At 54.0% G+C, this 24,167-nt stretch carries 26 protein-coding genes and 1 pseudogene; 17 read left to right on the top strand and 10 right to left on the bottom strand.

The window, feature by feature from the left end; genetic code table 11:
* Positions 1-72 precede the first annotated feature (72 nt).
* On the top strand, positions 73-579 hold the full coding sequence (locus FDW97_RS13960) for a phenolic acid decarboxylase (protein WP_038635035.1): 507 nt from the start codon (positions 73-75) through the stop codon (positions 577-579).
* Here the strand turns inward: FDW97_RS13960 and acpT are convergent.
* A complete protein-coding gene (gene acpT / locus FDW97_RS13955; RefSeq protein WP_137351187.1) occupies positions 571-1,161 on the bottom strand; it encodes a 4'-phosphopantetheinyl transferase AcpT in 591 nt (196 codons plus the stop codon). The two genes, FDW97_RS13960 and acpT, sit on opposite strands and share 9 nt — an antisense overlap.
* Positions 1,162-1,223: 62 nt before the next feature.
* Complete coding sequence (locus FDW97_RS13950) at positions 1,224-2,273, bottom strand: AI-2E family transporter (protein ID WP_032940622.1); 1,050 nt, start codon at positions 2,271-2,273, stop codon at positions 1,224-1,226.
* Between the two features lie 133 nt (positions 2,274-2,406).
* Between FDW97_RS13950 and FDW97_RS13945 the strand changes: the two genes are divergently transcribed.
* Positions 2,407-3,624, top strand: a complete 1,218-nt coding sequence (locus FDW97_RS13945; RefSeq protein ID WP_087856265.1) for an MFS transporter — start codon at positions 2,407-2,409, stop codon at positions 3,622-3,624.
* A 3-nt stretch (positions 3,625-3,627) separates the two neighbouring features.
* Here the strand turns inward: FDW97_RS13945 and FDW97_RS13940 are convergent, their stop codons facing one another.
* Positions 3,628-4,185: a DcrB family lipoprotein gene (locus FDW97_RS13940; protein ID WP_016154847.1), complete on the bottom strand. Its 558-nt coding sequence runs from the start codon at positions 4,183-4,185 to the stop codon at positions 3,628-3,630.
* A gap of 72 nt (positions 4,186-4,257) precedes the next feature.
* On the bottom strand, positions 4,258-4,923 hold the full coding sequence (locus FDW97_RS13935; protein WP_038635023.1) for a 7-cyano-7-deazaguanine/7-aminomethyl-7-deazaguanine transporter: 666 nt from the start codon (positions 4,921-4,923) through the stop codon (positions 4,258-4,260).
* A gap of 168 nt (positions 4,924-5,091) precedes the next feature.
* Between FDW97_RS13935 and tusA the strand changes: the two genes are divergently transcribed.
* Positions 5,092-5,337, top strand: a complete 246-nt coding sequence (gene tusA / locus FDW97_RS13930; RefSeq protein WP_038635021.1) for a sulfurtransferase TusA — start codon at positions 5,092-5,094, stop codon at positions 5,335-5,337.
* A 75-nt stretch (positions 5,338-5,412) separates the two neighbouring features.
* Here tusA and zntA read toward each other — a convergent pair whose 3' ends face one another.
* Together zntA and FDW97_RS13920 are read right to left on the bottom strand one after the other, a co-directional pair.
* Positions 5,413-7,611 carry a Zn(II)/Cd(II)/Pb(II) translocating P-type ATPase ZntA gene (zntA, locus tag FDW97_RS13925; RefSeq protein WP_137351186.1) on the bottom strand — a complete coding sequence of 733 codons (2,199 nt, stop codon included), beginning with the start codon at positions 7,609-7,611 and terminating at the stop codon, positions 5,413-5,415.
* Positions 7,612-7,686: 75 nt separating this feature from the next.
* Positions 7,687-8,313, bottom strand: a complete 627-nt coding sequence (locus FDW97_RS13920) for a lysoplasmalogenase (protein WP_038635015.1) — start codon at positions 8,311-8,313, stop codon at positions 7,687-7,689.
* A gap of 141 nt (positions 8,314-8,454) precedes the next feature.
* On the opposite strand from FDW97_RS13920, the gene FDW97_RS13915 reads away from it, so the two are divergent.
* Complete coding sequence (locus tag FDW97_RS13915) at positions 8,455-8,814, top strand: DUF2500 domain-containing protein (RefSeq protein WP_038635012.1); 360 nt, start codon at positions 8,455-8,457, stop codon at positions 8,812-8,814.
* A gap of 99 nt (positions 8,815-8,913) precedes the next feature.
* On the opposite strand, the gene FDW97_RS13910 is transcribed toward FDW97_RS13915, so the two are convergent.
* Positions 8,914-9,189, bottom strand: a complete 276-nt coding sequence (locus FDW97_RS13910) for a DUF1145 family protein (protein ID WP_042311836.1) — start codon at positions 9,187-9,189, stop codon at positions 8,914-8,916.
* Positions 9,179-9,775, bottom strand: coding sequence for a 16S rRNA (guanine(966)-N(2))-methyltransferase (gene rsmD / locus FDW97_RS13905; protein WP_038635007.1), 597 nt, complete (start codon positions 9,773-9,775; stop codon positions 9,179-9,181). Before rsmD ends, FDW97_RS13910 begins: the two co-directional genes overlap by 11 nt.
* A gap of 276 nt (positions 9,776-10,051) precedes the next feature.
* On the opposite strand from rsmD, the gene ftsY reads away from it, so the two are divergent.
* From ftsY to livJ, 5 genes are all read left to right on the top strand, one after another.
* On the top strand, positions 10,052-11,578 hold the full coding sequence (gene ftsY, locus FDW97_RS13900) for a signal recognition particle-docking protein FtsY (RefSeq protein WP_085049033.1): 1,527 nt from the start codon (positions 10,052-10,054) through the stop codon (positions 11,576-11,578).
* 2 nt (positions 11,579-11,580) lie between these two features.
* Complete coding sequence (gene ftsE / locus FDW97_RS13895) at positions 11,581-12,249, top strand: cell division ATP-binding protein FtsE (protein WP_006687468.1); 669 nt, start codon at positions 11,581-11,583, stop codon at positions 12,247-12,249.
* Positions 12,242-13,300: a permease-like cell division protein FtsX gene (gene ftsX, locus FDW97_RS13890; RefSeq protein ID WP_038635001.1), complete on the top strand. Its 1,059-nt coding sequence runs from the start codon at positions 12,242-12,244 to the stop codon at positions 13,298-13,300. The genes ftsE and ftsX overlap by 8 nt, the downstream gene beginning before the upstream one ends.
* 269 nt (positions 13,301-13,569) lie before the next feature.
* Complete coding sequence (gene rpoH, locus FDW97_RS13885; protein WP_038634997.1) at positions 13,570-14,424, top strand: RNA polymerase sigma factor RpoH; 855 nt, start codon at positions 13,570-13,572, stop codon at positions 14,422-14,424.
* Between the two features lie 320 nt (positions 14,425-14,744).
* Positions 14,745-15,848: a branched chain amino acid ABC transporter substrate-binding protein LivJ gene (gene livJ, locus FDW97_RS13880; protein WP_139815584.1), complete on the top strand. Its 1,104-nt coding sequence runs from the start codon at positions 14,745-14,747 to the stop codon at positions 15,846-15,848.
* A 41-nt stretch (positions 15,849-15,889) separates the two neighbouring features.
* Here the strand turns inward: livJ and FDW97_RS23800 are convergent.
* Positions 15,890-15,984: pseudogene (locus FDW97_RS23800) on the bottom strand (hypothetical protein); the annotation flags it as partial.
* The gene (panM, locus tag FDW97_RS13875; protein ID WP_038634992.1) at positions 15,969-16,352 is read right to left on the bottom strand and encodes an aspartate 1-decarboxylase autocleavage activator PanM; all 384 of its coding nucleotides are present in this window, start codon (positions 16,350-16,352) and stop codon (positions 15,969-15,971) included. The pseudogene FDW97_RS23800 and the gene panM, both read right to left, overlap by 16 nt.
* Positions 16,353-16,775: 423 nt before the next feature.
* Between panM and livK the strand changes: the two genes are divergently transcribed.
* From livK to ugpB, 8 genes are all read left to right on the top strand, one after another.
* The gene (gene livK / locus FDW97_RS13870; protein WP_038634989.1) at positions 16,776-17,885 is read left to right on the top strand and encodes a high-affinity branched-chain amino acid ABC transporter substrate-binding protein LivK; all 1,110 of its coding nucleotides are present in this window, start codon (positions 16,776-16,778) and stop codon (positions 17,883-17,885) included.
* A gap of 61 nt (positions 17,886-17,946) precedes the next feature.
* Positions 17,947-18,873 carry a high-affinity branched-chain amino acid ABC transporter permease LivH gene (gene livH / locus FDW97_RS13865; protein ID WP_003827575.1) on the top strand — a complete coding sequence of 309 codons (927 nt, stop codon included), beginning with the start codon at positions 17,947-17,949 and terminating at the stop codon, positions 18,871-18,873.
* The gene (livM, locus tag FDW97_RS13860) at positions 18,870-20,147 is read left to right on the top strand and encodes a branched chain amino acid ABC transporter permease LivM (protein ID WP_038634986.1); all 1,278 of its coding nucleotides are present in this window, start codon (positions 18,870-18,872) and stop codon (positions 20,145-20,147) included. Before livH ends, livM begins: the two co-directional genes overlap by 4 nt.
* Positions 20,144-20,911, top strand: coding sequence for a high-affinity branched-chain amino acid ABC transporter ATP-binding protein LivG (livG, locus tag FDW97_RS13855; RefSeq protein ID WP_003827578.1), 768 nt, complete (start codon positions 20,144-20,146; stop codon positions 20,909-20,911). Before livM ends, livG begins: the two co-directional genes overlap by 4 nt.
* Before the next feature lie 17 nt (positions 20,912-20,928).
* Complete coding sequence (livF, locus tag FDW97_RS13850) at positions 20,929-21,642, top strand: high-affinity branched-chain amino acid ABC transporter ATP-binding protein LivF (protein WP_087856271.1); 714 nt, start codon at positions 20,929-20,931, stop codon at positions 21,640-21,642.
* 98 nt (positions 21,643-21,740) lie between these two features.
* Positions 21,741-22,022 carry a hypothetical protein gene (locus tag FDW97_RS13845; protein ID WP_069323776.1) on the top strand — a complete coding sequence of 94 codons (282 nt, stop codon included), beginning with the start codon at positions 21,741-21,743 and terminating at the stop codon, positions 22,020-22,022.
* 140 nt (positions 22,023-22,162) lie between these two features.
* Entirely contained in the window at positions 22,163-22,570 is a 408-nt protein-coding gene (locus FDW97_RS13840) for a hypothetical protein (RefSeq protein ID WP_038634978.1), read from the top strand.
* Between the two features lie 237 nt (positions 22,571-22,807).
* Positions 22,808-24,124: a sn-glycerol-3-phosphate ABC transporter substrate-binding protein UgpB gene (gene ugpB / locus FDW97_RS13835; RefSeq protein ID WP_016154831.1), complete on the top strand. Its 1,317-nt coding sequence runs from the start codon at positions 22,808-22,810 to the stop codon at positions 24,122-24,124.
* Positions 24,125-24,167 lie beyond the last annotated feature (43 nt).

Raw genomic sequence — 24,167 nt, 5'->3', positions numbered from 1 at the left:
ATGTAAACATAGCGTTATTAATCCAATTTTTGAAGCGTTAAGATCCTCGCATCAAGTAAGAGGAGAACGAATATGAGCGCTTTTGATAAACATGATTTGAGCGGATTTGTCGGCAAACATCTGGTCTATACCTACGATAATGGCTGGAATTACGAGATCTACGTAAAAAATGAGACCACGCTGGATTACCGCATTCACAGCGGTATTGTGGGTAATCGTTGGGTGAAAGATCAGCGGGCGTATATTGTGCGGGTAGGGGCGAGTGTTTATAAAATTTCCTGGACCGAACCGACCGGGACCGACGTCAGCCTGATCGTAAACCTGGGCGACAAACTCTTTCACGGCACCATCTTTTTCCCGCGCTGGGTGATCAACAATCCGGAAAAAACGGTGTGCTTCCAGAATGATCATATTCCGCTGATGATGTCGTATCGCGATGCGGGTCCGGCGTATCCAACCGAGGTGATTGATGAGTTCGCGACCATCACCTTCGTGCGCGACTGCGGGGCAGATAATGACGACGTGATTGCCTGCGCGGCGAGTGAGTTGCCGAAAAACTTCCCGGAAAATTTACGCTAAGGCTTCCAGACGCTGCACGGCGTCGGCGGTCAGGGTAAATGGCGTGGGGGTGCACACCGCCAGGCTCAGGGTATCGATCTGGCACTGGCTGACGGAGAGTGAGGAGGTCAGCGCGGTGCTATCGACGCTGACGATTTGCCAGGCGCTGCCGCCACGCTGTTTTACTATGGCTTCTTTGCGCGTCCAGATGCGCCAGAACGCCGCCAGCTGTTGCTCCGGGCGTTCGGCTTCAACTTCAGCATGTTCCCCAAGACTGAATACCGTATTTGCCAGCGACTGCCAGTTATCGCGGGGGCGAATAACTTCAATATCGCAGCCGACTTCCCCTTCGTCGCTGAGCAGCAGGATGATGTCATCGCCGCTATGGCTGAGATTGAACCACAGCGGCGTATCAGCGGGAAAAGCGGGTTTTCCTTGCTCGCCGTAGACAATGTCCGGCAATGGCGAAAGGGCATGGGAAAGCAGCACACGGCCTGCCAGCCAGCGTGCCCGGCGAGCACCTTGCGGCGCTTGCTCTTTCATTGCGGCAGGCAGTTCGCCAGCGCTTAAAACAGAAACTTTCCCAAGAACGAGCTGATACATATCAGGACTAACCTTTAGTAATAATGGGGTTGTGTATCATTCTTCACGTGCCATTTGCAAGTTTATCCCGGTAATCGACTTTTGGGCCTGCCAGGTCCGAGCAAAATTGCCAGTTTGCTGCCGCCTTTGGTGGTTTCCATCCAGATTTTACACACGCTGGTTAACGGCACGGAGAGTAACATGCCGACCGGGCCGAGCAGCCATCCCCATACCAACAGGGAGAGAAAGACGATCAGCGTCGATAATCCCAGGCGGTGCCCCATCATACGGGGTTCGAGAATATTACCAATCACCATATGCACGACCAGAAACAGCGCGCCAACCAGCACGCATTCGTAAATGCCGTTGAACAGCAGCGCCTGAATCATGGGCGGGACGGCGGAAATGACCGAGCCAATGTTGGGCACGTAGTTTAGCAGGAATGCCAGCACGCCCCACATCAGAGCAAACTGAATCCCCATCAGCGCCAGCCCCAGCCAGACAATGGCGCCGGTCCATAAGCTGAGCAACGTTTTCAGCGCCAGATAGTGTGAAACGCCCTTCAGCGCCCGATGCAGCCCCGCAATATGAATCTGCGGATTGTTTAACGCGAAGCGCAGCTTATAAGGAACATGGCGCACTTCAAACAGCATAAAGACGACCGTCATTACCAACAGGACGACGCTGGCCATGGCGCCGGAAAGACTCGTCATTAGCGTGGTGGTGAAGGTCATCAGTTTGTCGGAGTCCATACGCTGCAACATGCGCTCCGGGGACATATGCAGGTTCAGAAAGGGGACCATTTCTTGCAGATACAGAACTTTGCGCGTCAGTTCCTTATTGTATTTTGGCAGCATGGCCATGAACTCAGTGATCGACGATGCCAGCACGCCAACCAGCGCCGTAAGAACAATCAGCATTACCACGACCACTAACGTAATGGCTACCGGGCGACGCACCCCCCGGCGAATAAACCAGGTGACCAGCGGGTTCAATACGATGGCAAAAAAGAGCGCCAGCAACAGTTGCACAATGATATCCGCCGCGGCATGGATGCCCGCGAGGATCACCACCAAAGCGGCCAGTTTGAGCAGAATATGCATACCCGTTTTATCGGGCTGAGCGGTTGTCATGTTTTCTTCCTGTTTGCGTTTTTGCATTAAGTGTAGCGGTTGGCTTGCGTCTGTTATTCCTAAACTGGCTGCTGATTTATGGTCTGCAACATGGTAGAAATGAAACACTGTTGTGAAAATGTGGTGACCTTCCATGCCCGAACCCGTCGCTGAACCGACGTTAAGCGGTTTGCGCCTTAATCTGCGCATTGTTTCGGTGGTGATGTTTAACTTCGCCAGCTATCTGACCATCGGCCTGCCGCTCGCGGTATTGCCCGGCTATGTCCATGATGTGATGGGATTTAGCGCCTTCTGGGCGGGACTGGTCATCAGCCTGCAATATTTCGCCACGCTGCTGAGCCGCCCTCATGCCGGTCGCTATGCCGATCTGCTGGGGCCGAAAAAAATCGTGGTATTCGGACTGTGCGGCTGCTTTTTAAGTGGCCTGGGTTACCTGCTGGCAGGCTCAACCCAAGGTTGGCCGCTGGTAAGTTTGTTGCTGTTATGCATCGGGCGGGTGATTCTGGGCATCGGGCAAAGCTTTGCCGGTACCGGCTCTACGCTATGGGGCGTAGGGGTTGTTGGCTCAATGCATATCGGACGGGTGATTTCGTGGAACGGCATCGTGACCTATGGCGCGATGGCGATAGGCGCTCCGCTGGGCGTATTGTGTTACGCCTGGGGTGGCTTACAGGGACTGGCGCTGACCGTGATGGGCGTGGCGCTGCTGGCGATACTTTTGGCGCTCCCTCGACCGGCGGTGAAGGCCAGCAAAGGCAAGCCGTTACCGTTTCGCGCTGTGCTCGGGCGCGTTTGGTTGTACGGGATGGCGCTGGCGCTGGCCTCCGCCGGATTTGGTGTGATCGCCACCTTTATCACGCTGTTTTATGATGCTAAAGGCTGGGACGGCGCAGCTTTTGCGCTGACGCTTTTTAGCTGTACATTTGTGGGTACTCGCTTGTTATTCCCAAATGGTATCAACCGGTTAGGTGGGCTCAATGTCGCGATGATCTGCTTTAGCGTCGAGATTGTTGGACTGCTGCTGGTGGGCATGGCCTCCATGCCGTGGATGGCGAAAATCGGCGTTCTGCTGGCAGGTGCCGGGTTCTCGTTGGTGTTCCCGGCGCTGGGCGTGGTGGCGGTAAAAGCCGTCCCGCAGCAAAATCAGGGCGCCGCGCTGGCGACCTATACGGTGTTTATGGATTTATCGCTGGGCGTTACCGGGCCGCTGGCCGGGCTGGTCATGACGTGGGCGGGCGTACCGGTTATCTACCTGGCGGCGGCCGGGCTGGTGGCGGTGGCGCTACTGCTAACCTGGCGGCTAAAAAAACGGCCTCAGGTGGCGTCACCGGAGGCCGAGTCATCGTCTTAACCGTTACTGGATAACCAGCGTGTTAATGATGTTTTCTGCGGTCGTTTGCGCTTTTTGCTGATCGTCAGCCGGCAGCGTAATTTGCAGCGTCAGCAGTTGGTTGTCCACTTTACCCAGCACCACGGAAGAGTAAGCGGTCTGGCCTTTGGCCGAGATGATGCTGTCTAACTGTTGCAGCGTGTGGCCTTTCAGCTCAATAGATTTATTGGTGACGACCTGCAACTGCGGGTCGCGGCTACGCTGCTGATCTTCCAGACGTTTTGCCAGTACGGCAAGATCTTCGTTGGTATTGTCGCCGACAATCACAATCACCGCTTTCTGGCCGGTTGCGTCAGAATATACGTGCATATTGTTTGCCTGGGTACCCAGCTTGCCGCTCTGATCGGTCATATCCGCTGGCAGGGAAAAACTGAGTTTGCCGTCCAGCAGGCTGACCGGTTGTCCGGTGGCGCTACTCTCTGCGGCAGCACCTTCTGCTGGCGCTTTTGTATCGCTATTATCACAGGCCGCAAGCCCCATAACCAGCAGGCCAATACCGACATATTTAACCAGATTGCGCATTGACTTCTTCCTTTCGATAAACGGCCATAACGGCTCATTCGACCATCTTATCACAACTCGGAAAATGAACCTTTAACTCGTCTGCAATGCAGATATTTCAGATTTATCTGCCAACCTTTTCAGTAACATATTCAGCAGCACGCCGTACATCGGCAGGAAGAAAATAATGCTGATCAGTACTTTGAAGCAGTAGTCTACCAGCGCGATTTCCATCCAGTGCTCGGCCATAAAGGCATCCGGGCTGCGCCAGAAAGCGATAAAGAAAAAGGCCAACGTATCGCTGATGTTGCCAAACAGCGTGGAAGCCGTCGGCGCCAGCCACCAGCGACGGCTCTGACGCAGGCGGTTAAAGACATGCACATCCAGAATTTGTCCCAGCGCGTAAGCCATAAAGCTGGCGGCGGCGATACGGGCGACAAACAGGTTAAAGTGCAGCAGCGCGCCGAATCCCTGCCACGATCCCATATAGAACAGTGATGAAACAACATAGGAGATCAGCAGCGCGGGGATCATCACCGCAAAGATGATACGTCGTGCCAACGGCGCGCCAAAAATACGCACGGTCAGGTCGGTCGCGAGGAAAATAAACGGAAAGCTAAAAGCGCCCCATGTGGTATGGAAACCAAAAATGGAGATCGGTAGCTGTACCAGATAGTTGCTGGAGGTGATCACCAGCAGATGAAATAGCGATAGCCAAAACAACGCTTTTACGCGCTGAGATTGTGTAAACGGAGTCATATTGTGACCTTTTTGTTGGATGGGGTGAGGGAACCCAATAAAAAACCGTCGCATGATACTGCTTTAAGAGCACATTGCAATGGTTGTTTTTCACGCAATCGTTAACCTGATTGGCTTACGCCACAACAGAGCGTAAAATAACGCCGTTTTTGCATGAATGAGACTACGATGAGCGATCTGTTTACCTCTCCCGACCATACGCTTGATGCCCAGGGACTACGCTGCCCGGAACCTGTAATGATGGTGCGTAAAACCGTGCGCGGTATGCAGGCGGGTGAAACGCTGCTGATTGTCGCCGACGATCCGGCGACAACCCGCGACATTCCCGGCTTCTGTACCTTTATGGAGCATGAACTGGTAGCCAAAGAGACCGACTCGCTGCCGTACCGCTATTTAGTGCGCAAAGGTCATTAAGCGAAGCGCCATCCGGCCTACAAAGACGGTGTAACCTGTAGGCCGGATAAGGCAACGCCGCATCCGGCACACTCATTATCCTTTACGCAACAACCGCAACGCGTTCGCGGTCACCAGCACCGTCGCCCCCGTATCAGCCAGCACCGCCAGCCACAGTCCGGTTATCCCGAGCAACGTGGTGACGAGGAAAATCCCCTTCAAACCCAGCGCAATCGCAATGTTCTGGCGAATATTGGCATGGGTGGCGCGCGCCAGTTGAATCATTTGCACCAGGCCACGCAGACGGTTGTGGGTCAGGGCGGCATCGGCGGTTTCCAGGGCGACGTCGGTTCCGCTACCCATGGCAATGCCGATGGTCGCCGCTTTCATCGCCGGGGCGTCGTTGATGCCGTCGCCGACCATTGCCAGCGGCGACTGTTGGTTGAGAGAGGTAACGGCTCGCACCTTATCCTCCGGCAATAACCCCGCTTTGAATTCCAGACCCAGCTCCCCGGCAATGGCTGCTGCCGCGCGTGGGTTATCACCGGTCAGGATCACCCCTTTCACGCCGATCTGATTGAGCTCGCTGATGGCAGTGCGGGCGTCGTCGCGCAACGTATCCTGTAGGCCCAGTACACCGAGAACGGTATCGTTACGTAGCACCAGCACCACCGTCTGGCCCGCGCTTTCCAGCTCGCTTATCTGTCCGGCAAAGGCATCGGCAGGCTGCTTACCGGCGGCGCAAATCAGCACGCGCTCGCCGTTGACCAGCGCTTCTATTCCGGAACCAACCAGCGCCCGCTGTTCTTTCGCGACAGGAATAGTCAGCTCGCGCGTTTGCGCTTCCCGAACAATCGCCTGCGCCAGTGGGTGCGTCGCGCCTTGCTCTACCGCCGCTGCCAGCGCCAGCAGTTCAGCCTCATTTATACCGCTTGCCGGATGAATCGCCGTCACGCGCGGTTTACCGATGGTCAGGGTGCCGGTTTTATCAAACGCCACCTGCGTGACTCTGCCCAACTGTTCCAGCGCGGCGCCGCCTTTGATTAACGCGCCACGACGCGCCGCGGCGGCAAGACCAGAGGTAATCGCTGCGGGGGTTGAGATAACCAGCGCGCACGGGCAGCCAATCAGCAACAGCGTCAGTCCTTTATAAATCCACTCCTGCCACGAGGCGGCAAACAGCAGCGGCGGGACGAGGGTAACCAGCAGCGCAACCGCCATAATAGCGGGGGTATAAATTCGGCTGAAACGGTCAATAAAGCGCTCAATGGGGGCGCGGCGTTCTTCCGCTTCTTCAATCAGCTTCAGAATGCGATCGATAGCGCTGGCGCCCGGCTCGGAAAGCACTTCCAGCGTAACCAGACGATCCACGCTGGTAGCCCCCGCCGGGACTTTCTCGCCGGTGGCGCGTTCAACCGGGATCGATTCGCCGGTCAGGGCGCTTTCATCAAAGCTGGCAAAACCGGAGACCAGCTTACCGTCGGCGGGTAAACGTCCACCGGCGGCAACTTCAATAACATCGCCAGGCCGGAGCGTATTGATTGCGACCTCTTCGCGTTCGCCATTACGCAGGCGCGTGGCGGTTTCTGGCTTGAGTGCCATCAATGCGCTAACACCTTTGCGGGCGCGGCTGGCGGCCCACCCTTCCAGGCGCTCGCCAATTAAAAACAGCAGTAGCACCATGGCGGCTTCCGCCGTCGCGCCGATAAACAGTGCGCCAATCGCGGCCACGCTCATCAACATTTCAATGGCGAAGTAGCTGCCGGTTTTCATCAGACGCAGGGCCTGGCGGGCAATGGGATACAAGCCCACCAGCGTGGTGGCGATAAACGCTATCTGACCGAAAGGATGATTGAACTGCTCCAGCCCCCAGCTAATCGCCATCATGATTATCAGCGAAATCAGCGGCAGGTTCTCTTTCAGGCGTGATTCGGGGGCGGCTTCCGGCGCTTGTTCATCGCGTAGGGTATAACCTGCCTTTTGTACCGCGCTTTCAACTTGCTGACGGATATCAGAACCCGCGTCGACGACCAGTTTTTCGGTGGCGAACAGCACCTGGACCTGGTTGACGCCGCTCACCTGGCGGACCGCATTTTCCACTTTTCGGGCGCAGGCGGCACAGTCCATTCCTGCCACTTTCCAGGAATAACGGGTGCCCATTACGCTTTCGGATACGGTGGTTGGGGTGGAGCAACTTCCTTCGCAGCAGCAGTCGTCCGCCTTTTTTGGGGCTGGCGCTGGCTTGAAAGAAGAAAATTGTGGGGCTTTTTTGCCAGGGGCATCGGGCGTCGACATGGCATCCTCCGGTTAATAATCATTTCGTATTAACCGAAGGATACACTCTGGAGTCGACTCCAGAGTCAAGCGATATTAGAGATACAACGAACGAACAATCAGGAAATGTCCGGCGAAGTAGCAGGCGGCGGCAATGGCGTTATCGGCGCGGAAGCGGCGGCGATAATGGCTACCCAGCCAGACAAAATTGCCGATGAACAATAATGAGGCACCGAGGAATGCCGACAGCGCGGGGCCAGTGGGACGGAAGAACCACAGTTCGCCCGCCATCCAGACCATCATCAGCGTGATGCCGATAAAAGTACAGATGGCTAAACGCAGCTCTTCCAGCCGTGTCCAGATGATGGCGATCAGCAACGCCCCCAGCACCACCAATACCAATGGCAAAGGCCAGAAGAACGACAGCGTCATTTGGCTGGCGAAGTAGATGGTATACAGCAGGTGCGAGAGGAAAAACGCCCCCACGGCGTAGAGCAGACGTTGGCGCGGCAACAGCGTCAGCGCATCGCCCAGCAGTGAGGCAAGCAGCCCTGCCAGCACCAGATAGCTGATGGCGTTAAACATTGGCGCCTGCCAGGCCAGCAGCGCCAGCAGGAGTAAAGTGAGGGGTTTAAAGACCCAGCGTTGCCAGGCGGGCCCACGATAGGAAGCATCCACGAACAACCATGCGGAAAGGCAGACAGCGATAAACGACCAAAGCATCTTAGTTCCTTGAATTCGTTATTTTTTCGTAAGCGGGGTGCTTACGGCTCTATTGTTCAGTGTAGAGGTCGACACTGCCAGATGACAACACCATAACAGGCAATGTATGCTTATTTCCGCATTTTCTGATGGGTTAATACTATGAGCAAACCGCCGCTTTTTTTCATTGTTATCATTGTCTTAATTGTTGTCGCCGCGTCGTTTCGCTTTGTCCAGCAGCGGCGTGAAAAAGCGGATAACGATGCAGCACCGCTGGTGCAAAAGCAGGTGGTAGTGAGTAATAAGCGGGAAAAACCACTTAACGATCGGCGATCCCGTCAACAGGAAGTGAGCCCGGCAGGAACCAGCATGCGCTATGAAGCCAGCTTTAAGCCGCAAAGCGGCGGTCTGGAGCAGACGTTTCGCCTGGATGCCCGGCAGTACCATGCGCTAACGGTCGGAGACAAGGGCACGCTGAGTTATAAAGGTTCGCGTTTTATTGATTTTACGGCTGAACGCTAAGGTTTCATCTGACTGATGCCGGATGGCGGTTACGCCTTATCCGGCCTACAAATTTTGTCGCCCCGGCTCGCAACGCGCCGCCGGGCGAAAACATCCCAGTTACTTCTTCAACTGGTCCTTAATCTTCTTCTGCCAGACCAGCAGCTCAAAGACGCCGAACAGGAAAATGCGGATTTTCTCCCCGCTGGTCATCTGCGGGCCATCTTTTGGCATGGTGCTTTTTAGCAGCGCCAATTGCATGCCGTGCATCAGCACCATAAAGATCAGCGCGACGTTAACGAAGATGTTAAGCGGGCGTGGGAAGGGTTGGAAAATATTCAGTAATAAAAATGCCCAGACGCAGAGCATCAACAGACGTCCCAGATTAATTAGCATCGTGCTCTCCTTGTGCTTCACGTTGATACAGGCGGTAGGCGACCTGTCCTGCCACTTTTTCACGGTATAGCGACCAGTTTACCGGAACCGGCGGCAGGCCGTTTTCGACTTCGCTCTCAACGTAAATATACGCTTCATCTGCCAGCCAACCATGGGTTTCCAGAAGCGTTAAAGTTTCTTCCAGTAATCCTTTGCGAAACGGCGGATCAACGAACACCACGTTATGCGGCGTACCAGGTTGGGCCAGAAACGCCAGCGTATTGGTGTTGACGACGCGGGCATGATTTGCCTTCAGCGTAGCAAGATTCTTTTGCAACTGCTGCGATACCGCGCGATCCATCTCCAGAAGCGTCGCATTTGCCGCATAGCGAGAGAGAGCTTCCAGCCCCAACGCGCCGCTGCCGGCGAAGCAGTCCAGGCAATGTGCATCGACCATTACCGGGGCCAACCAGTTAAATAAGGTTTCGCGTACGCGGTCAGTGGTCGGGCGCAGGCCGGGGCTGTCCGGAACCGGGAGTTTACGGCCACGCCATTGCCCGCCAATAATGCGGATCTGGCCGCTACCAGAGTGATTCGGTTTTTTCATTTCTATTATTGCTCAATCCGCCTATAGCATGTCATTCCAGGCGGTGATGTGAGTTAAGTTAACCCTTCGCCTTTCAAGTTACCTCTTCGTTGGCTGCACTTACTCACCCGAATCACTTACTAAAAGTAAGCTCATCGGGATTCGTGCGCTTGCCGCCTTGACGTAACTCGAAATTCATTGGGTATAAGTGATAGACTATTTCATCATTTTTTTAGCTGCTATGTACATAGCGTTGACGCTGTGCCATGAAGCAACAGCGGGGGAGTGTAGTCGCAAATGGCGAAAGAGAAAAAACGTGGCTTTTTTTCCTGGCTGGGCTTTGGTCAAAAAGAGCAGGCACCGGAAAACGAGACAGAACTAAAAAACGAAGAACAACAACCGGTTGCTGAAGAAACTACCGTCGTTGACGAACAGCCGCGCGCCGAGGAAACCCGTAGCGAGGCACAAACACAAGCCTTTGCTGCTGAAGTTGTTGAAGTCACGGAACAAGTTGCTGAAATCGAAAAACTGCAGCCGGAAGCAGCGCCTGTTGCCGGGCAACCGCAGCCGGAGGCTGAGGCGGTTGCTGAATCCACTGTTGAACCTGAAGTGGAAACCCCTGCGGCGGCGGTTATCGAACGCGAAGAATTGCCGCTGCCGGAAGAGGTGAAAACCGCAGATGTTTCTGCCGAAGAGTGGCAGGCTGAAGCGGAAACTGTCGAAATCGTCGAGGCGGTTGAAGAAGAAGCCGAAAACGAACCGCAACTGACTGACGAAGAACTGGAAGCGCAGGCCCTGGCTGCCGAGGCGGCGGAAGAAGCCGTCATGGTGGTGCCGGTTGAAGAACCTGCCGTTGAAAAACCGGTAGAAGAAGAGGCGGTCCAGGAGCAGGAAAAACCAACTAAAGAAGGTTTCTTTGCGCGTCTGAAACGCAGTCTGCTGAAAACAAAAGAAAACCTCGGTTCCGGATTTATCAGTCTGTTCCGCGGTAAAAAGATCGACGATGATCTGTTTGAAGAGCTGGAAGAGCAGTTGCTGATTGCTGATGTGGGCGTAGAAACGACCCGTAAGATTATTGCGAATCTGACGGAAGGCGCTAGCCGCAAGCAGCTCAAAGATGCTGAAGCGCTGTATGGTCTGCTGAAAGATGAGATGGGCGAGATTCTGGCGAAGGTTGATGAGCCGCTGAACGTCGAGGGTAAAACGCCATTTGTTATCTTAATGGTTGGCGTAAACGGCGTGGGTAAAACGACTACCATTGGTAAGCTGGCGCGTCAGTTTGAGCAGCAGGGTAAAACGGTGATGCTGGCGGCGGGCGATACCTTCCGTGCGGCAGCGGTAGAGCAGTTACAGGTCTGGGGTCAGCGTAACAATATTCCGGTGATTGCACAGCATACCGGTGCGGATTCCGCCTCCGTTATCTTTGATGCCATCCAGGCCGCGAAGGCACGTAACGTAGACGTGCTGATCGCTGATACCGCAGGGCGTTTGCAGAACAAATCGCACCTGATGGAAGAACTGAAAAAAATCGTTCGCGTTATGAAGAAGCTCGACGAAGAGGCACCGCATGAAGTTATGCTGACTATCGACGCCAGTACCGGGCAGAATGCGATAAGCCAGGCCAAACTGTTCCATGAAGCGGTGGGCTTAACCGGTATCACCCTGACCAAGCTGGACGGTACGGCGAAGGGTGGGGTCATCTTCTCGGTTGCCGATCAGTTTGGCATCCCTATCCGCTATATTGGTGTGGGCGAACGTATCGAGGATTTACGTCCGTTTAAAGCGGACGATTTTATAGAGGCACTTTTTGCCCGAGAGGATTAACAATGATTCGCTTTGAACATGTCAGCAAGGCCTATCTCGGTGGGAGACAAGCGCTGCAGGGAGTGACCTTCCATATGCAGCCTGGCGAGATGGCGTTTCTGACCGGCCACTCTGGTGCGGGTAAAAGTACCCTGCTGAAGCTGATCTGTGGAATTGAACGGCCCAGCGCCGGGAAAATCTACTTCAGCGGGCATGACATCAGCCGTTTGAAAAACCGTGAAGTGCCGTTTCTGCGTCGTCAGATTGGCATGATTTTTCAGGATCACCACCTGTTGATGGACAGAACCGTATTTGACAACGTGGCAATCCCGCTGATCATCGCGGGCGCCAGCGGGGACGATATTCGTCGTCGCGTGTCAGCGGCACTGGATAAGGTCGGGCTGTTGGACAAAGCGAAAAACTTCCCGATTCAGCTCTCTGGCGGTGAACAACAGCGCGTGGGTATCGCCCGCGCGGTGGTGAATAAACCTGCGGTACTGCTGGCGGATGAACCGACGGGGAACCTGGATGACGCGCTGTCGGAAGGGATCCTGCGCCTGTTCGAAGAGTTTAACCGCGTCGGGGTCACGGTATTAATGGCCACGCATGACATTGGACTGATCTCCCGTCGCTCCTACCGCCAGCTGGTCCTGAGTGATGGACACCTGCATGGAGGCCTGGCGCATGAATAGACGTGACGCTATCAATCAAATCAAACAGTTCGGTGGCCGACTGGATCGTTTTCGTAAATCAGGCGGCGCGCCGGGTGACGGTGGTCGCAATGCGCCAAAACGAGCGAAAGCCGCGCCAAAACCGAACTCACGTAAAACCAACGTTTTTAACGAGCAGGTGCGCTATGCGTTCCATGGCGCGTTGCAGGACTTGAAAAGTAAGCCGTTGGCGACGTTCCTCACGGTAATGGTGATCGCCATCTCCCTGACGCTGCCAAGCGTGTGCTACATGGTTTATAAAAACGTAAACCAGGCGGCAAGCCAGTATTATCCTTCGCCGCAAATCACCGTCTATCTGCAAAAAACGCTGGATGATGACGCGGCGGCGCGGGTGGTTGGTCAGTTGCAGGCCGAACAGGGCGTTGAGAAAGTAAATTATCTTTCCCGCGAAGATGCGCTGGGCGAATTCCGTAACTGGTCCGGTTTTGGCGGCGCGCTGGACATGCTGGAAGAGAACCCGCTTCCTGCCGTAGCGGTAGTTATCCCGAAACTGGACTTCCAGGGGACGGAGTCGCTGAACACCCTGCGCGACCGTATTGCACAAATCAACGGTATTGATGAAGTGCGGATGGATGACAGCTGGTTTGCTCGTCTGGCTGCTCTGACGGGACTCGTGGGGCGTGTATCCGCGATGATTGGCGTGCTGATGGTGGCGGCGGTCTTCCTCGTCATTGGTAACAGCGTGCGCCTGAGTATTTTTGCGCGTCGCGATACCATTAACGTGCAGAAGCTGATTGGCGCAACGGACGGATTTATCCTGCGCCCATTCCTTTACGGCGGCGCGCTGCTCGGTTTTTCCGGCGCATTTCTTTCACTGATTTTGTCAGAAATTTTGGTGATGCGTCTGTCGTCAGCGGTGACTGAAGTGGCGCAGGTATTTGGAACTAAGTTTGATATCAATGGTTTATCATTCGACGAGTGCCTGTTGTTACTGCTGGTGTGCTCAATGATCGGCTGGGTGGCAGCCTGGCTTGCCACGGTTCAACATTTACGCCACTTTACCCCCGATTAAAAAATCTCTGGTATAATCTTTCCCTGCACTGAGTAGTTCGCTCTGCAGGGAAAGAGTCCCTGTTATCTCTTCCCGGCGTATTCATTGTGATGTCACATTTTGTGCGTAATCTATACACATTACGACATGGAACTTGTGGATAAAATCACTGTCTGATAAAAGATTGAATGATATTCTCGTTGCTCATAAGCTCTGGCATGGTTGTTGCTACTGGTTTTTGTTAATTAGTTTTTGCCAACGCGCCAGATGAAAAGATTGAGAGGATTTGAATGACCAAAGAAATGCAAAATTTAGCTTTAGCCCCTGTTGGTAACCTGGAGTCTTACATCCGGGCTGCGAACGCGTGGCCGATGTTGTCGGCTGACGAGGAGCGGGCGCTGGCTGAAAAGCTGCATTACCAGGGCGATCTGGAAGCAGCTAAAACGCTGATCCTGTCTCACCTGCGCTTTGTTGTTCATATTGCTCGTAACTACGCGGGCTATGGCCTGCCGCAGGCGGATCTGATTCAGGAAGGTAATATCGGCCTGATGAAAGCCGTGCGCCGCTTCAACCCGGAAGTGGGTGTGCGCCTGGTTTCTTTCGCCGTGCACTGGATCAAAGCTGAGATCCATGAATACGTTCTGCGTAACTGGCGTATCGTGAAAGTCGCGACCACTAAAGCACAGCGTAAGCTGTTCTTTAACCTGCGTAAGACCAAGCAGCGTCTGGGTTGGTTCAACCAGGACGAAGTTGAAATGGTGGCTCGTGAGCTGGGTGTTTCCAGCAAAGACGTGCGCGAAATGGAATCCCGTATGGCGGCGCAGGACATGACGTTTGATATGTCTTCAGACGACGAGTCTGACAGCCAGCCGATGGCGCCGGTTCTGTATCTGCAGGATAAATCCTCTAACTTTGCCGATGGCATTGAAGAAGATAACTGGGAAGATCAGGCCGCGAACAAACTGACTCACGCAATGGAAGGTCTGGACGAACGTAGCCAGGATATCATCCGCGCCCGTTGGCTGGACGAAGACAACAAGTCGACGTTGCAGGAACTGGCCGATCGCTACGGCGTTTCCGCTGAACGTGTTCGTCAGCTTGAAAAGAACGCCATGAAAAAACTGCGCGCGGCGATCGAAGCGTAATCTTCGCGCATTGCCAATGAACCCTCGAATGTGAATTCGGGGGTTTTGTTTTTTGTAGGCCGGATAAGGCGTTTACGCTGCCATCCGACAACACCTTTGCCCGATGGCGCTTTGCTTATCGGACCTACGACCTTTCCTCCCCTCCCCAGACACGAATTTGTTATCTGGATGTAAATTTAGCTATTCCAAAATAATAAAAATCGGGTATGTTTTAGCAGAGTATGCTGCTAAAGCACGGGTGGCTATCCAATAATCGAAATAAAGTGCTGAACAACAACATCACAACACACGTAATAACCACAATAATGGGGATTGTCAGGATGAATATGAAGGGTAAAGCGTTATTGGCAGGATGTATCGCCCTGTCTTTGAGCAATATGGCGTTTGCTAAGGATATTAAAGTGGCCGTTGTCGGCGCAATGTCCGGTCCGGTAGCGCAGTATGGCGATCAGGAGTTTACTGGCGCAGAGCAGGCGATTGCGGATATCAACGCCAAGGGCGGGGTGAAAGGTGACAAACTGGTCGTGGTGAAATATGACGATGCCTGTGACCCGAAACAAGCGGTAGCGGTCGCGAACAAAGTGGTCAACGACGGGATTAAATACGTTATCGGCCATCTGTGCTCATCTTCTACCCAGCCCGCGTCTGATATCTATGAAGATGAAGGCATTCTGATGATCACCCCGGCAGCGACGGCGCCGGAGCTGACCGCGCGTGGTTATAAGCTGGTGATGCGCACCACCGGCCTGGATTCCGATCAGGGGCCAACTGCCGCCAAATACATTCTGGAAAAAGTGAAGCCGCAACGCATTGCCATCATTCACGATAAGCAGCAGTACGGCGAAGGTCTGGCGCGTGCGGTGCAGGACGGCCTGAAGAAAGGCAACGCCAACGTGGTGTTCTTTGACGGGATTACCGCCGGTGAAAAAGACTTCTCGACGCTGGTAGCGCGCCTGAAGAAAGAGAATATCGATTTCGTTTACTACGGTGGTTATCACCCGGAAATGGGGCAGATCCTGCGTCAGTCTCGTGCCGCAGGTCTGAAAACCCAGTTTATGGGTCCGGAAGGGGTAGCGAACGTGTCGCTGTCTAACATTGCGGGTGAGTCTGCGGAAGGCTTACTGGTAACCAAGCCGAAGAACTACGACCAGGTGCCAGCGAACAAACCGATTGTGGATGCTATCAAGGCCAAGAAACAGGATCCGAGTGGCGCATTCGTGTGGACCACTTACGCCGCGCTGCAATCCTTGCAGGCCGGTCTGAACCAGTCTGACGATCCGGCTGAAATTGCCAAGTACCTGAAAGCAAACTCAGTAGAAACCGTAATGGGGCCGCTGTCCTGGGACGAGAAGGGCGATCTGAAAGGCTTCGAATTCGGCGTGTTTGACTGGCATGCTAATGGTACGGCGACCGACGCCAAGTAATCGAGTGCCGGGTGGCGGCTTCGCCTTACCCGGCCTACATACCTGGAAAATTGCGAGGTGGTTTTTTATTTTTTGCTCCCAGCATGTAGGCCGGATAAGCGTCAGCGCCATCCGGCTTTTTTATCTTTTTTCCCAGCCATCTGCCTGGGCTGTAAAGCCTAACGCCTGCATAAACGCGGCCATCACGCTGCGGTCTTCAACGCCTACATCTGCCATCCACCATGAACTCACACTTGGGTTTTCACGGATCACCTCTTCAATCAAATACTGCCCGACGCCGCGACGACGGGTGATTTCACGTACGCGCAACGAATCCAGAGCACCTTGTGTGCCGCTCAGGGTGACACGTACTGCGCCTAACAGACGCTCGTTAAAACGCGCGGCGTAGATCCGGTGCGTTTCATCTACGCTTAATGATGAGGCGGAATATTCCGGCCAGATTTTGCCCAGATCAATCAGATCCTGGGCGCTAAAGTTGTTTAAACGAACGATGGTCAGCTTCATTAGCAGCATGTCCAAATCACAAAAGATGAGATCAGTGTACCGAAATAATTCGCCCGGATGCTTTCTCTTTTTTATGCGATTAACCAGGTTAATAGTTTTGCGACAACGGTAATGACAGTTTGAAACATTAGAGATTGAAAAACAGGCAGGATAATACCCTGGAATGCAGCATTTTATTCCGCTCTTTGTACCGTTATTTTATGCTGACAAACGTGCTTTTTTTTGTTTATCTATAGTGAAAAGCAGAATATTATCTTTTCTTAATCGACTGAAATATAGAGATTTTAGTCTGATTTTGCTTAAAAAACTGCGCTAACCCATTAATGAGACTGGTAAAAATAGTGCAGTTCAAAAAAAGCACAGTCTGCTTTTTAACCACATAAATACAAAATATTAATTACGTCACGAATGGGGATTCAGTTAATGAAACGGAATGCGAAAACAATCATCGCAGGGGTGATAGCACTGGCAATGTCGCATGCTGTCATGGCAGAAGATATCAAGGTGGCTGTTGTCGGGGCGATGTCGGGTCCGGTCGCGCAGTGGGGTGATATGGAATTTAATGGCGCACGTCAGGCCATTAAAGATATCAATGCCAAAGGCGGGATCAAAGGCGACAAGCTGGTGGCCGTGGAATATGACGATGCTTGCGATCCAAAACAGGCCGTTGCCGTAGCAAACAAAATCGTCAACGACGGTATTCAGTATGTTATTGGCCACCTGTGCTCATCTTCGACTCAGCCAGCGTCAGACATCTATGAAGACGAAGGGATCCTGATGATTTCCCCGGGCGCCACTAACCCGGAACTGACCCAGCGCGGTTACGCACACATTATGCGTACTGCGGGTCTGGACTCCTCTCAGGGACCAACCGCCGCGAAATACATTCTGGAGAAGGTGAAGCCGCAGCGCATCGCCATCATCCATGATAAACAGCAATACGGCGAAGGCCTGGCGCGTTCGGTGCAGGACAGCCTGAAAGCGGGCAAAGCCAACATCGTCTTCTTTGATGGGATCACCGCCGGGGAAAAAGATTTCTCTGCGCTGATTGCCCGTCTGAAGAAAGAAAATATCGACTTCGTCTATTACGGCGGCTACTACCCGGAAATGGGGCAAATGCTGCGCCAGGCGCGATCCGTTGGCCTGAAAACGCAGTTTATGGGGCCAGAGGGTGTGGGTAATGCCTCTCTGTCTAACATCGCCGGTGATGCCGCAGAAGGCATGCTGGTGACGATGCCAAAACGTTATGACCAGGATCCGGCGAATAAAGCAATTGTCGATGCGCTTAAAGCTGACAAGAAAGATCCAACCGGACCATACGTGTGGATCACTTATGCAGCCGTCCAGTCACTGGCGAGCGCAATGGATCGCAGCGGAAGCAAAGAGCCGCTGGATCTGGTTAAAGATCTGAAAGCACACGGGGCTGATACCGTGATTGGGCCGCTGAAATGGGACGAAAAAGGCGATTTGAAGGGATTTGAGTTTGGTGTCTTCCAGTGGCACGCAGATGGTTCATCAACCGTTGCGAAGTAATACCTGAAGACGAGTTATCCCACCGCCCGTGCAAAACGGGCGGGTTAAGAAAGGTTACCTTATGTCCGAGCAGTTCCTCTATTTCTTGCAGCAGATGTTTAACGGCGTCACGCTGGGAAGCACCTACGCGCTGATCGCCATCGGTTATACGATGGTGTACGGCATTATTGGCATGATCAACTTCGCCCATGGCGAGGTGTATATGATCGGCAGCTATGTCTCCTTTATGATCATCGCTGCGCTAATGATGATGGGGATTGATTCCAGTTGGCTACTGGTCGCGGCGGGTTTCGTCGGCGCGATTGTGATTGCCAGCGCCTACGGCTGGAGTATTGAACGGGTGGCGTATCGGCCCGTGCGCAGCTCCAAGCGCTTGATCGCGCTAATTTCCGCTATCGGGATGTCCATCTTCCTGCAAAACTACGTCAGCCTGACGGAAGGTTCGCGCGACGTGGCGCTGCCCAGCCTGTTTAACGGCCAGTGGACTGTCGGCAGTAGTGATAACTTCTCTGCATCTATCACCACTATGCAGTTGGTTATCTGGATTGTAACCTTCCTCGCGATGCTGGCGCTGACGCTGTTTATCCGTTATTCGCGTATGGGACGCGCCTGCCGCGCCTGTGCGGAAGATCTGAAAATGGCCAGCCTGCTCGGCATTAACACCGACCGCGTGATTGCGCTGACCTTTGTGATCGGTGCGGCAATGGCGGCGGTTGCGGGCGTGCTGCTCGGTCAGTTCTATGGCGTAATTAACCCTTACATCGGCTTTATGGCCGGGATGAAAGCCTTTACCGCGGCGGTACTGGGCGGCATTGGCAGCATTCCTGGCGCGATGATTGGCGGCCTGATTTTGGGCGTTGCCGAAGCGCTTTCCTCTGCTTATCTGAGTACGGAATACAAAGACGTGGTGTCGTTCGCGTTGCTGATTCTGGTACTGCTGGTGATGCCGACCGGTATCCTGGGTCGTCCGGAGGTAGAGAAAGTATGAAACCGATGCATTTTGCAATGGCGCTGCTCTCTGCCGCCATGTTCTTCATCCTGGCTGGCGTCTTCATGGGCGTCCAGTTAGAGCTGGACGGCACCAAACTGGTGGTGGACACCGCTGCGGATATCCGCTGGCAGTGGGTGTTTATCGGCACTGGCGTCGTGTTTCTTTTCCAACTGTTGCGTCCGGCGTTCCAGAAAGGTCTGAAGAGCGTCTCCGGGCCGAAGTTTATTCTGCCAGCGATTGACGGCTCCACTGTTAAACAGAAACTGTTTCTGGTGGCGCTGCTGGTGATTGCCGTGGCATGGCCGTTTATGGTCTCGCGCGGTACGGTCGATATCGCCACGCTGACGATGATTTATATCATCCTCGGCCTCGGCTTAAACGTGGTGGTGGGGCTTTCCGGTCTGCTGGTGCTGGGCTACGGCGGCTTCTATGCCATCGGCGCTTACACCTTTGCGCTGCTGAACCACTATTACGGCCTCGGTTTCTGGACCTGTCTGCCGCTGGCGGGGCTGGTTTCTGCCGCTGCGGGGTTCCTGCTCGGCTTCCCGGTCCTGCGTCTGCGCGGTGATTATCTGGCGATTGTGACCTTAGGCTTCGGCGAAATCGTCCGTATCCTGCTGCTCAACAACACCGAAATCACCGGCGGCCCGAACGGTATTAGCCAGATCCCGAAACCCACCTTTTTCGGTCTTGAGTTCAGCCGCAGCGCGCGTGAAGGCGGCTGGGATACCTTCAGCAACTTCTTTAACGTGAAGTATGACCCGTCCGATCGCGTGATTTTCCTCTATCTGGTGGCGCTGCTGCTGGTGGTGTTCTCGCTGTTTGTCATCAACCGTCTGCTGCGCATGCCGCTGGGACGTGCGTGGGAAGCGCTGCGTGAAGATGAAATCGCCTGCCGTTCGCTGGGCTTAAATCCTACACGCATCAAGCTGACCGCCTTTACCATCAGCGCCGCGTTCGCGGGTTTTGCCGGCACGCTGTTTGCCGCGCGGCAGGGTTTTGTCAGCCCGGAATCGTTCACCTTTGCCGAGTCGGCCTTTGTGTTGGCGATTGTGGTACTGGGTGGAATGGGCTCGCAGTTTGCGGTCATTCTCGCAGCTATCCTGCTGGTGGTGTCACGCGAACTGATGCGTGATTTCAATGAATACAGCATGTTAATGCTGGGTGGTTTGATGGTACTGATGATGATCTGGCGTCCGCAGGGCTTGTTACCGATGACCCGTCCGCAGTTGAAGCTGAAAAACGGGGAAGCAAAAGGAGAGCAGGCATGAGTCAGCCATTATTATCCGTTAACGGCCTGATGATGCGCTTCGGCGGTCTGCTGGCGGTGAACAACGTTGAGCTGGAACTGAGACCGCAGGAAATCGTCTCGTTAATCGGGCCGAACGGCGCGGGAAAAACCACGGTCTTTAACTGCCTGACCGGTTTTTATAAACCGACGGGTGGGACGATTAAGCTGCGTGACCAGCATCTGGAAGGGCTGCCGGGTCAGCAAATTGCGCGTATGGGCGTGGTGCGTACTTTCCAGCACGTACGCCTGTTTCGCGAAATGACGGTGATTGAAAACTTGCTGGTGGCGCAACATCAGCAATTGAAAACCGGTGTCTTTTCCGGCCTGTTAAAAACGCCGTCGTTCCGTCGCGCGCAAAGTGAAGCCCTGGATCGCGCCGCCACCTGGCTTGCGCGTATTGGTTTGCTGGAGCATGCCAACCGTCAGGCCAGTAATCTCGCCTACGGTGACCAGCGTCGCCTGGAGATCGCCCGCTGCATGGTGACGCAGCCTGAGATCCTGATGCTTGACGAGCCTGCCGCTGGTCTCAACCCGAAAGAGACCAAAGAGCTGGATGAGCTGATTGCCGAACTGCGCAATCATCACAACACCACCATTCTGTTGATTGAGCACGATATGAAACTGGTGATGGGCATTTCCGACCGTATTTACGTGGTAAACCAGGGCACGCCGCTGGCGAACGGGACGCCGGAACAGATTCGTAATAACCCGGACGTGATCCGCGCCTATTTAGGTGAAGCATAATGGGGGCGAGGCATAATATGGATAAGGCGATGTTATCGTTCGATAAAGTCAGCGCCCACTACGGCAAAATTCAGGCGCTGCACGAGGTGAGCCTGTATATCAATCAGGGTGAAATCGTAACGCTTATCGGTGCCAACGGCGCGGGGAAAACCACCCTGCTCGGTACGTTATGCGGCGACCCACGCGCGACCAGCGGACGCATTGTCTTTGATGGTAAAGACATTACCGACTGGCAAACGGCTAAAATCATGCGTGAAGCGGTGGCGATCGTCCCGGAAGGGCGTCGTGTGTTTTCGCGCATGACGGTGGAAGAGAACCTGGCGATGGGCGGTTTCTTTGCCGAGAAGGACCAGTTTCAGGAACGTATCAAATGGGTGTATGACCTGTTTCCGCGCCTGCATGAGCGTCGCATTCAGCGTGCGGGTACCATGTCCGGCGGTGAACAGCAGATGCTGGCGATAGGCCGTGCGCTGATGAGCCAGCCCCGGCTATTGTTGCTTGATGAGCCGTCGCTGGGTCTGGCGCCGATTATCATCCAGCAGATCTTTAATACTATCGAGCAGTTGCGCGAGCAGGGGATGACCATCTTCCTCGTCGAGCAGAACGCCAACCAGGCGCTGAAACTCGCCGACCGCGGCTACGTGCTGGAAAACGGTCATGTGGTACTGGAAGACACCGGCGATGCGCTACTGGCGAATGAAGCGGTGCGTAGCGCTTATCTGGGCGGTTAAGATTTCTCTTAAGAGCTAAGGGGCCTGATGGCCCCTTTTTATCGCGTTATGTTATTATTGAGAATGGTTATCAATAATAACATGAACATGGAGAAAGGATGATACGTTCAGGTACCTGCATGATGATTGGAACTCTGTTATTGGCGTTTGCATCTGGTGTTCAGGCACTGGAACCGCAAACGTTCGACCCGCGCGATCCATCTATCTGGGAAGAGAAACCGGCCAACCCGTTGGCACAATCCAGCTCGCCCTGCGAAGTATTCACCAGCTCGGTATGCCCTGGCTGGGAAGATGAAAAATCAGATATCCAACGTGAACGTGAGCGGCGGGAACAGCAGCGTTTACAGAATGAATTTGAGCGACGCTGGCGTCGGGATTAACGTTACCGGAGTCAATGGGCAGCGTGTCAGGTCACGTCGCTAGCTAAATCTGCAGGTATTGCGAGCCTTGTCCCAGCAAGTATAGGTTATTTGCTGCATAATCAATGGCTTGATGTATATCTTGAGTCAATGGTAATTGAATGAATGATTTACCGCGTCAAACTGACGTGCTGCCCATGCCCGCAATAGACGGTGTTACGGTCTCTTTTAATGGACTGCACTATCTGCGCCCCGAGCTACTTCTGGATTTCGTGAGTATCAGTAGCGCGCCGTTGCTTGCCGTTACGCCTGTTGCATTGCTGTACTCTTCTGTTGGTGTGCTGCAGCAGGTCGACTTACGCAAGCTGCCGGTTGAAGTCGTTGGCCGTGTGGTTTATCCCATCACTTCGCTGAAGCTTCCTGCGTTACGAGGAAAGCTCATCATTAACGCCCAGTCGCGACGGCTCAAGTTTCTGGAAAGTCTGGTGGCGATATCGCCGGAAGATAATATCCACGGTATGCAGGTCCTGGGTCTGGCGCTGGAGTTTACGTTCGCACAGCCTGAGTGATCTCATCTGTACGGCAAATCTTTTTATGGGCCGGGTAAGGCACCTCCCCGGCTTTGTTGTGCTCCACCCCGCATTTTCCTGTCACTCCGCTTTCACCGCCTTGCCATCTGTTTGTCGCCTTACTATCTTTTTTTTGTAATAAAAAAGTTATTTTTCTGTCATTCGAGCATGTCATGTTACCCCCGCGAGCATAAAACGCGTGATATCGCGCATCCGGCACAACAAGAGAGATAACCGATGATATCGTTACGACATACAGCTTTAGGACTGGCACTTAGCCTGGCATTTGCAGGTCAGGCGCTGGCAGTCACCACCATCCCGTTCTGGCACTCAATGGAAGGCGAACTGGGTAAAGAAGTTGATTCACTGGCGCAACGTTTTAATGCCGCCAATCCCGACTACAAAATTGTTCCACAGTATAAAGGCAACTATGAGCAAAGCCTGAGCGCAGGTATTGCCGCCTTCCGTACCGGAAACGCGCCTGCGCTGCTGCAGGTTTATGAAGTGGGGACGGCAACGATGATGGCCTCGAAAGCCATTAAACCGGTCTATGAAGTATTCAAAGAGGCCGGTATTAACTTTGATGAATCTCAGTTCGTGCCGACGGTTTCCGGTTATTACACTGACTCGAAAAGCGGACATTTACTCTCCCAGCCGTTTAACAGCTCCACGCCGGTGCTGTATTACAACAAAGATGCCTTCAAAAAAGCCGGTTTAGATCCTGAGCAGCCGCCAAAAACCTGGCAGGATCTGGCGGAATACACCGCGAAGCTGAAAGCCGCAGGTATGAAGTGTGGCTATGCCAGCGGTTGGCAGGGCTGGATCCAGATTGAAAACTTCAGCGCCTGGAACGGCCTGCCGGTCGCCACCAAAAACAACGGTTTTGACGGTACTGATGCGGTGCTGGAGTTCAATAAACCGGAGCAGGTGAAACACATTGCACTACTGGAAGAGCTGAATAAAAAGGGCGACTTCAGCTACTTTGGACGTAAAGATGAATCCACCGAGAAGTTCTACAACGGGGATTGCGCCATTACCACCGCTTCTTCAGGTTCTCTGGCCGACATCCGCCACTACGCCAAATTCAACTATGGCGTCGGCATGATGCCGTACGATGCCGATGTGAAGGGCGCACCGCAGAACGCGATTATCGGTGGAGCCAGTCTGTGGGTGATGCAGGGCAAAGACAAAGCCACCTACGAAGGTGTGGCGCAATTCCTTAACTTCCTCGCGAAACCAGAGATTGCTGCCGAATGGCACCAGAAAACCGGCTATCTGCCGATCACCACCGCCGCGTACGATCTGACTCGCGAGCAGGGCTTCTATGATAAGAACCCCGGGGCCGATATCGCCACCCGTCAGATGCTGAACAAACCGCCGTTGCCGTTCACTAAAGGGCTGCGTCTGGGCAACATGCCGCAGATCCGTACCATCGTGGATGAAGAGCTGGAAAGCGTGTGGACCGGAAAGAAAACCCCACAGCAGGCGTTGGATGCCGCGGTTGAGCGTGGCAATCAGTTACTGCGCCGCTTTGAGCAATCGACCAAATCGTAATGTGAAATGCCGGGTGGCGGCTGCGCCTTACCCGGCCTACAAA

The organism is Citrobacter sp. wls708, assembly GCF_005281255.1.
Classification (GTDB): domain Bacteria; phylum Pseudomonadota; class Gammaproteobacteria; order Enterobacterales; family Enterobacteriaceae; genus Citrobacter; species Citrobacter werkmanii.
The sequence above is the reverse complement of the archived record's forward strand: the minus strand, read 5'-3'. Positions and strand labels throughout refer to the sequence as shown.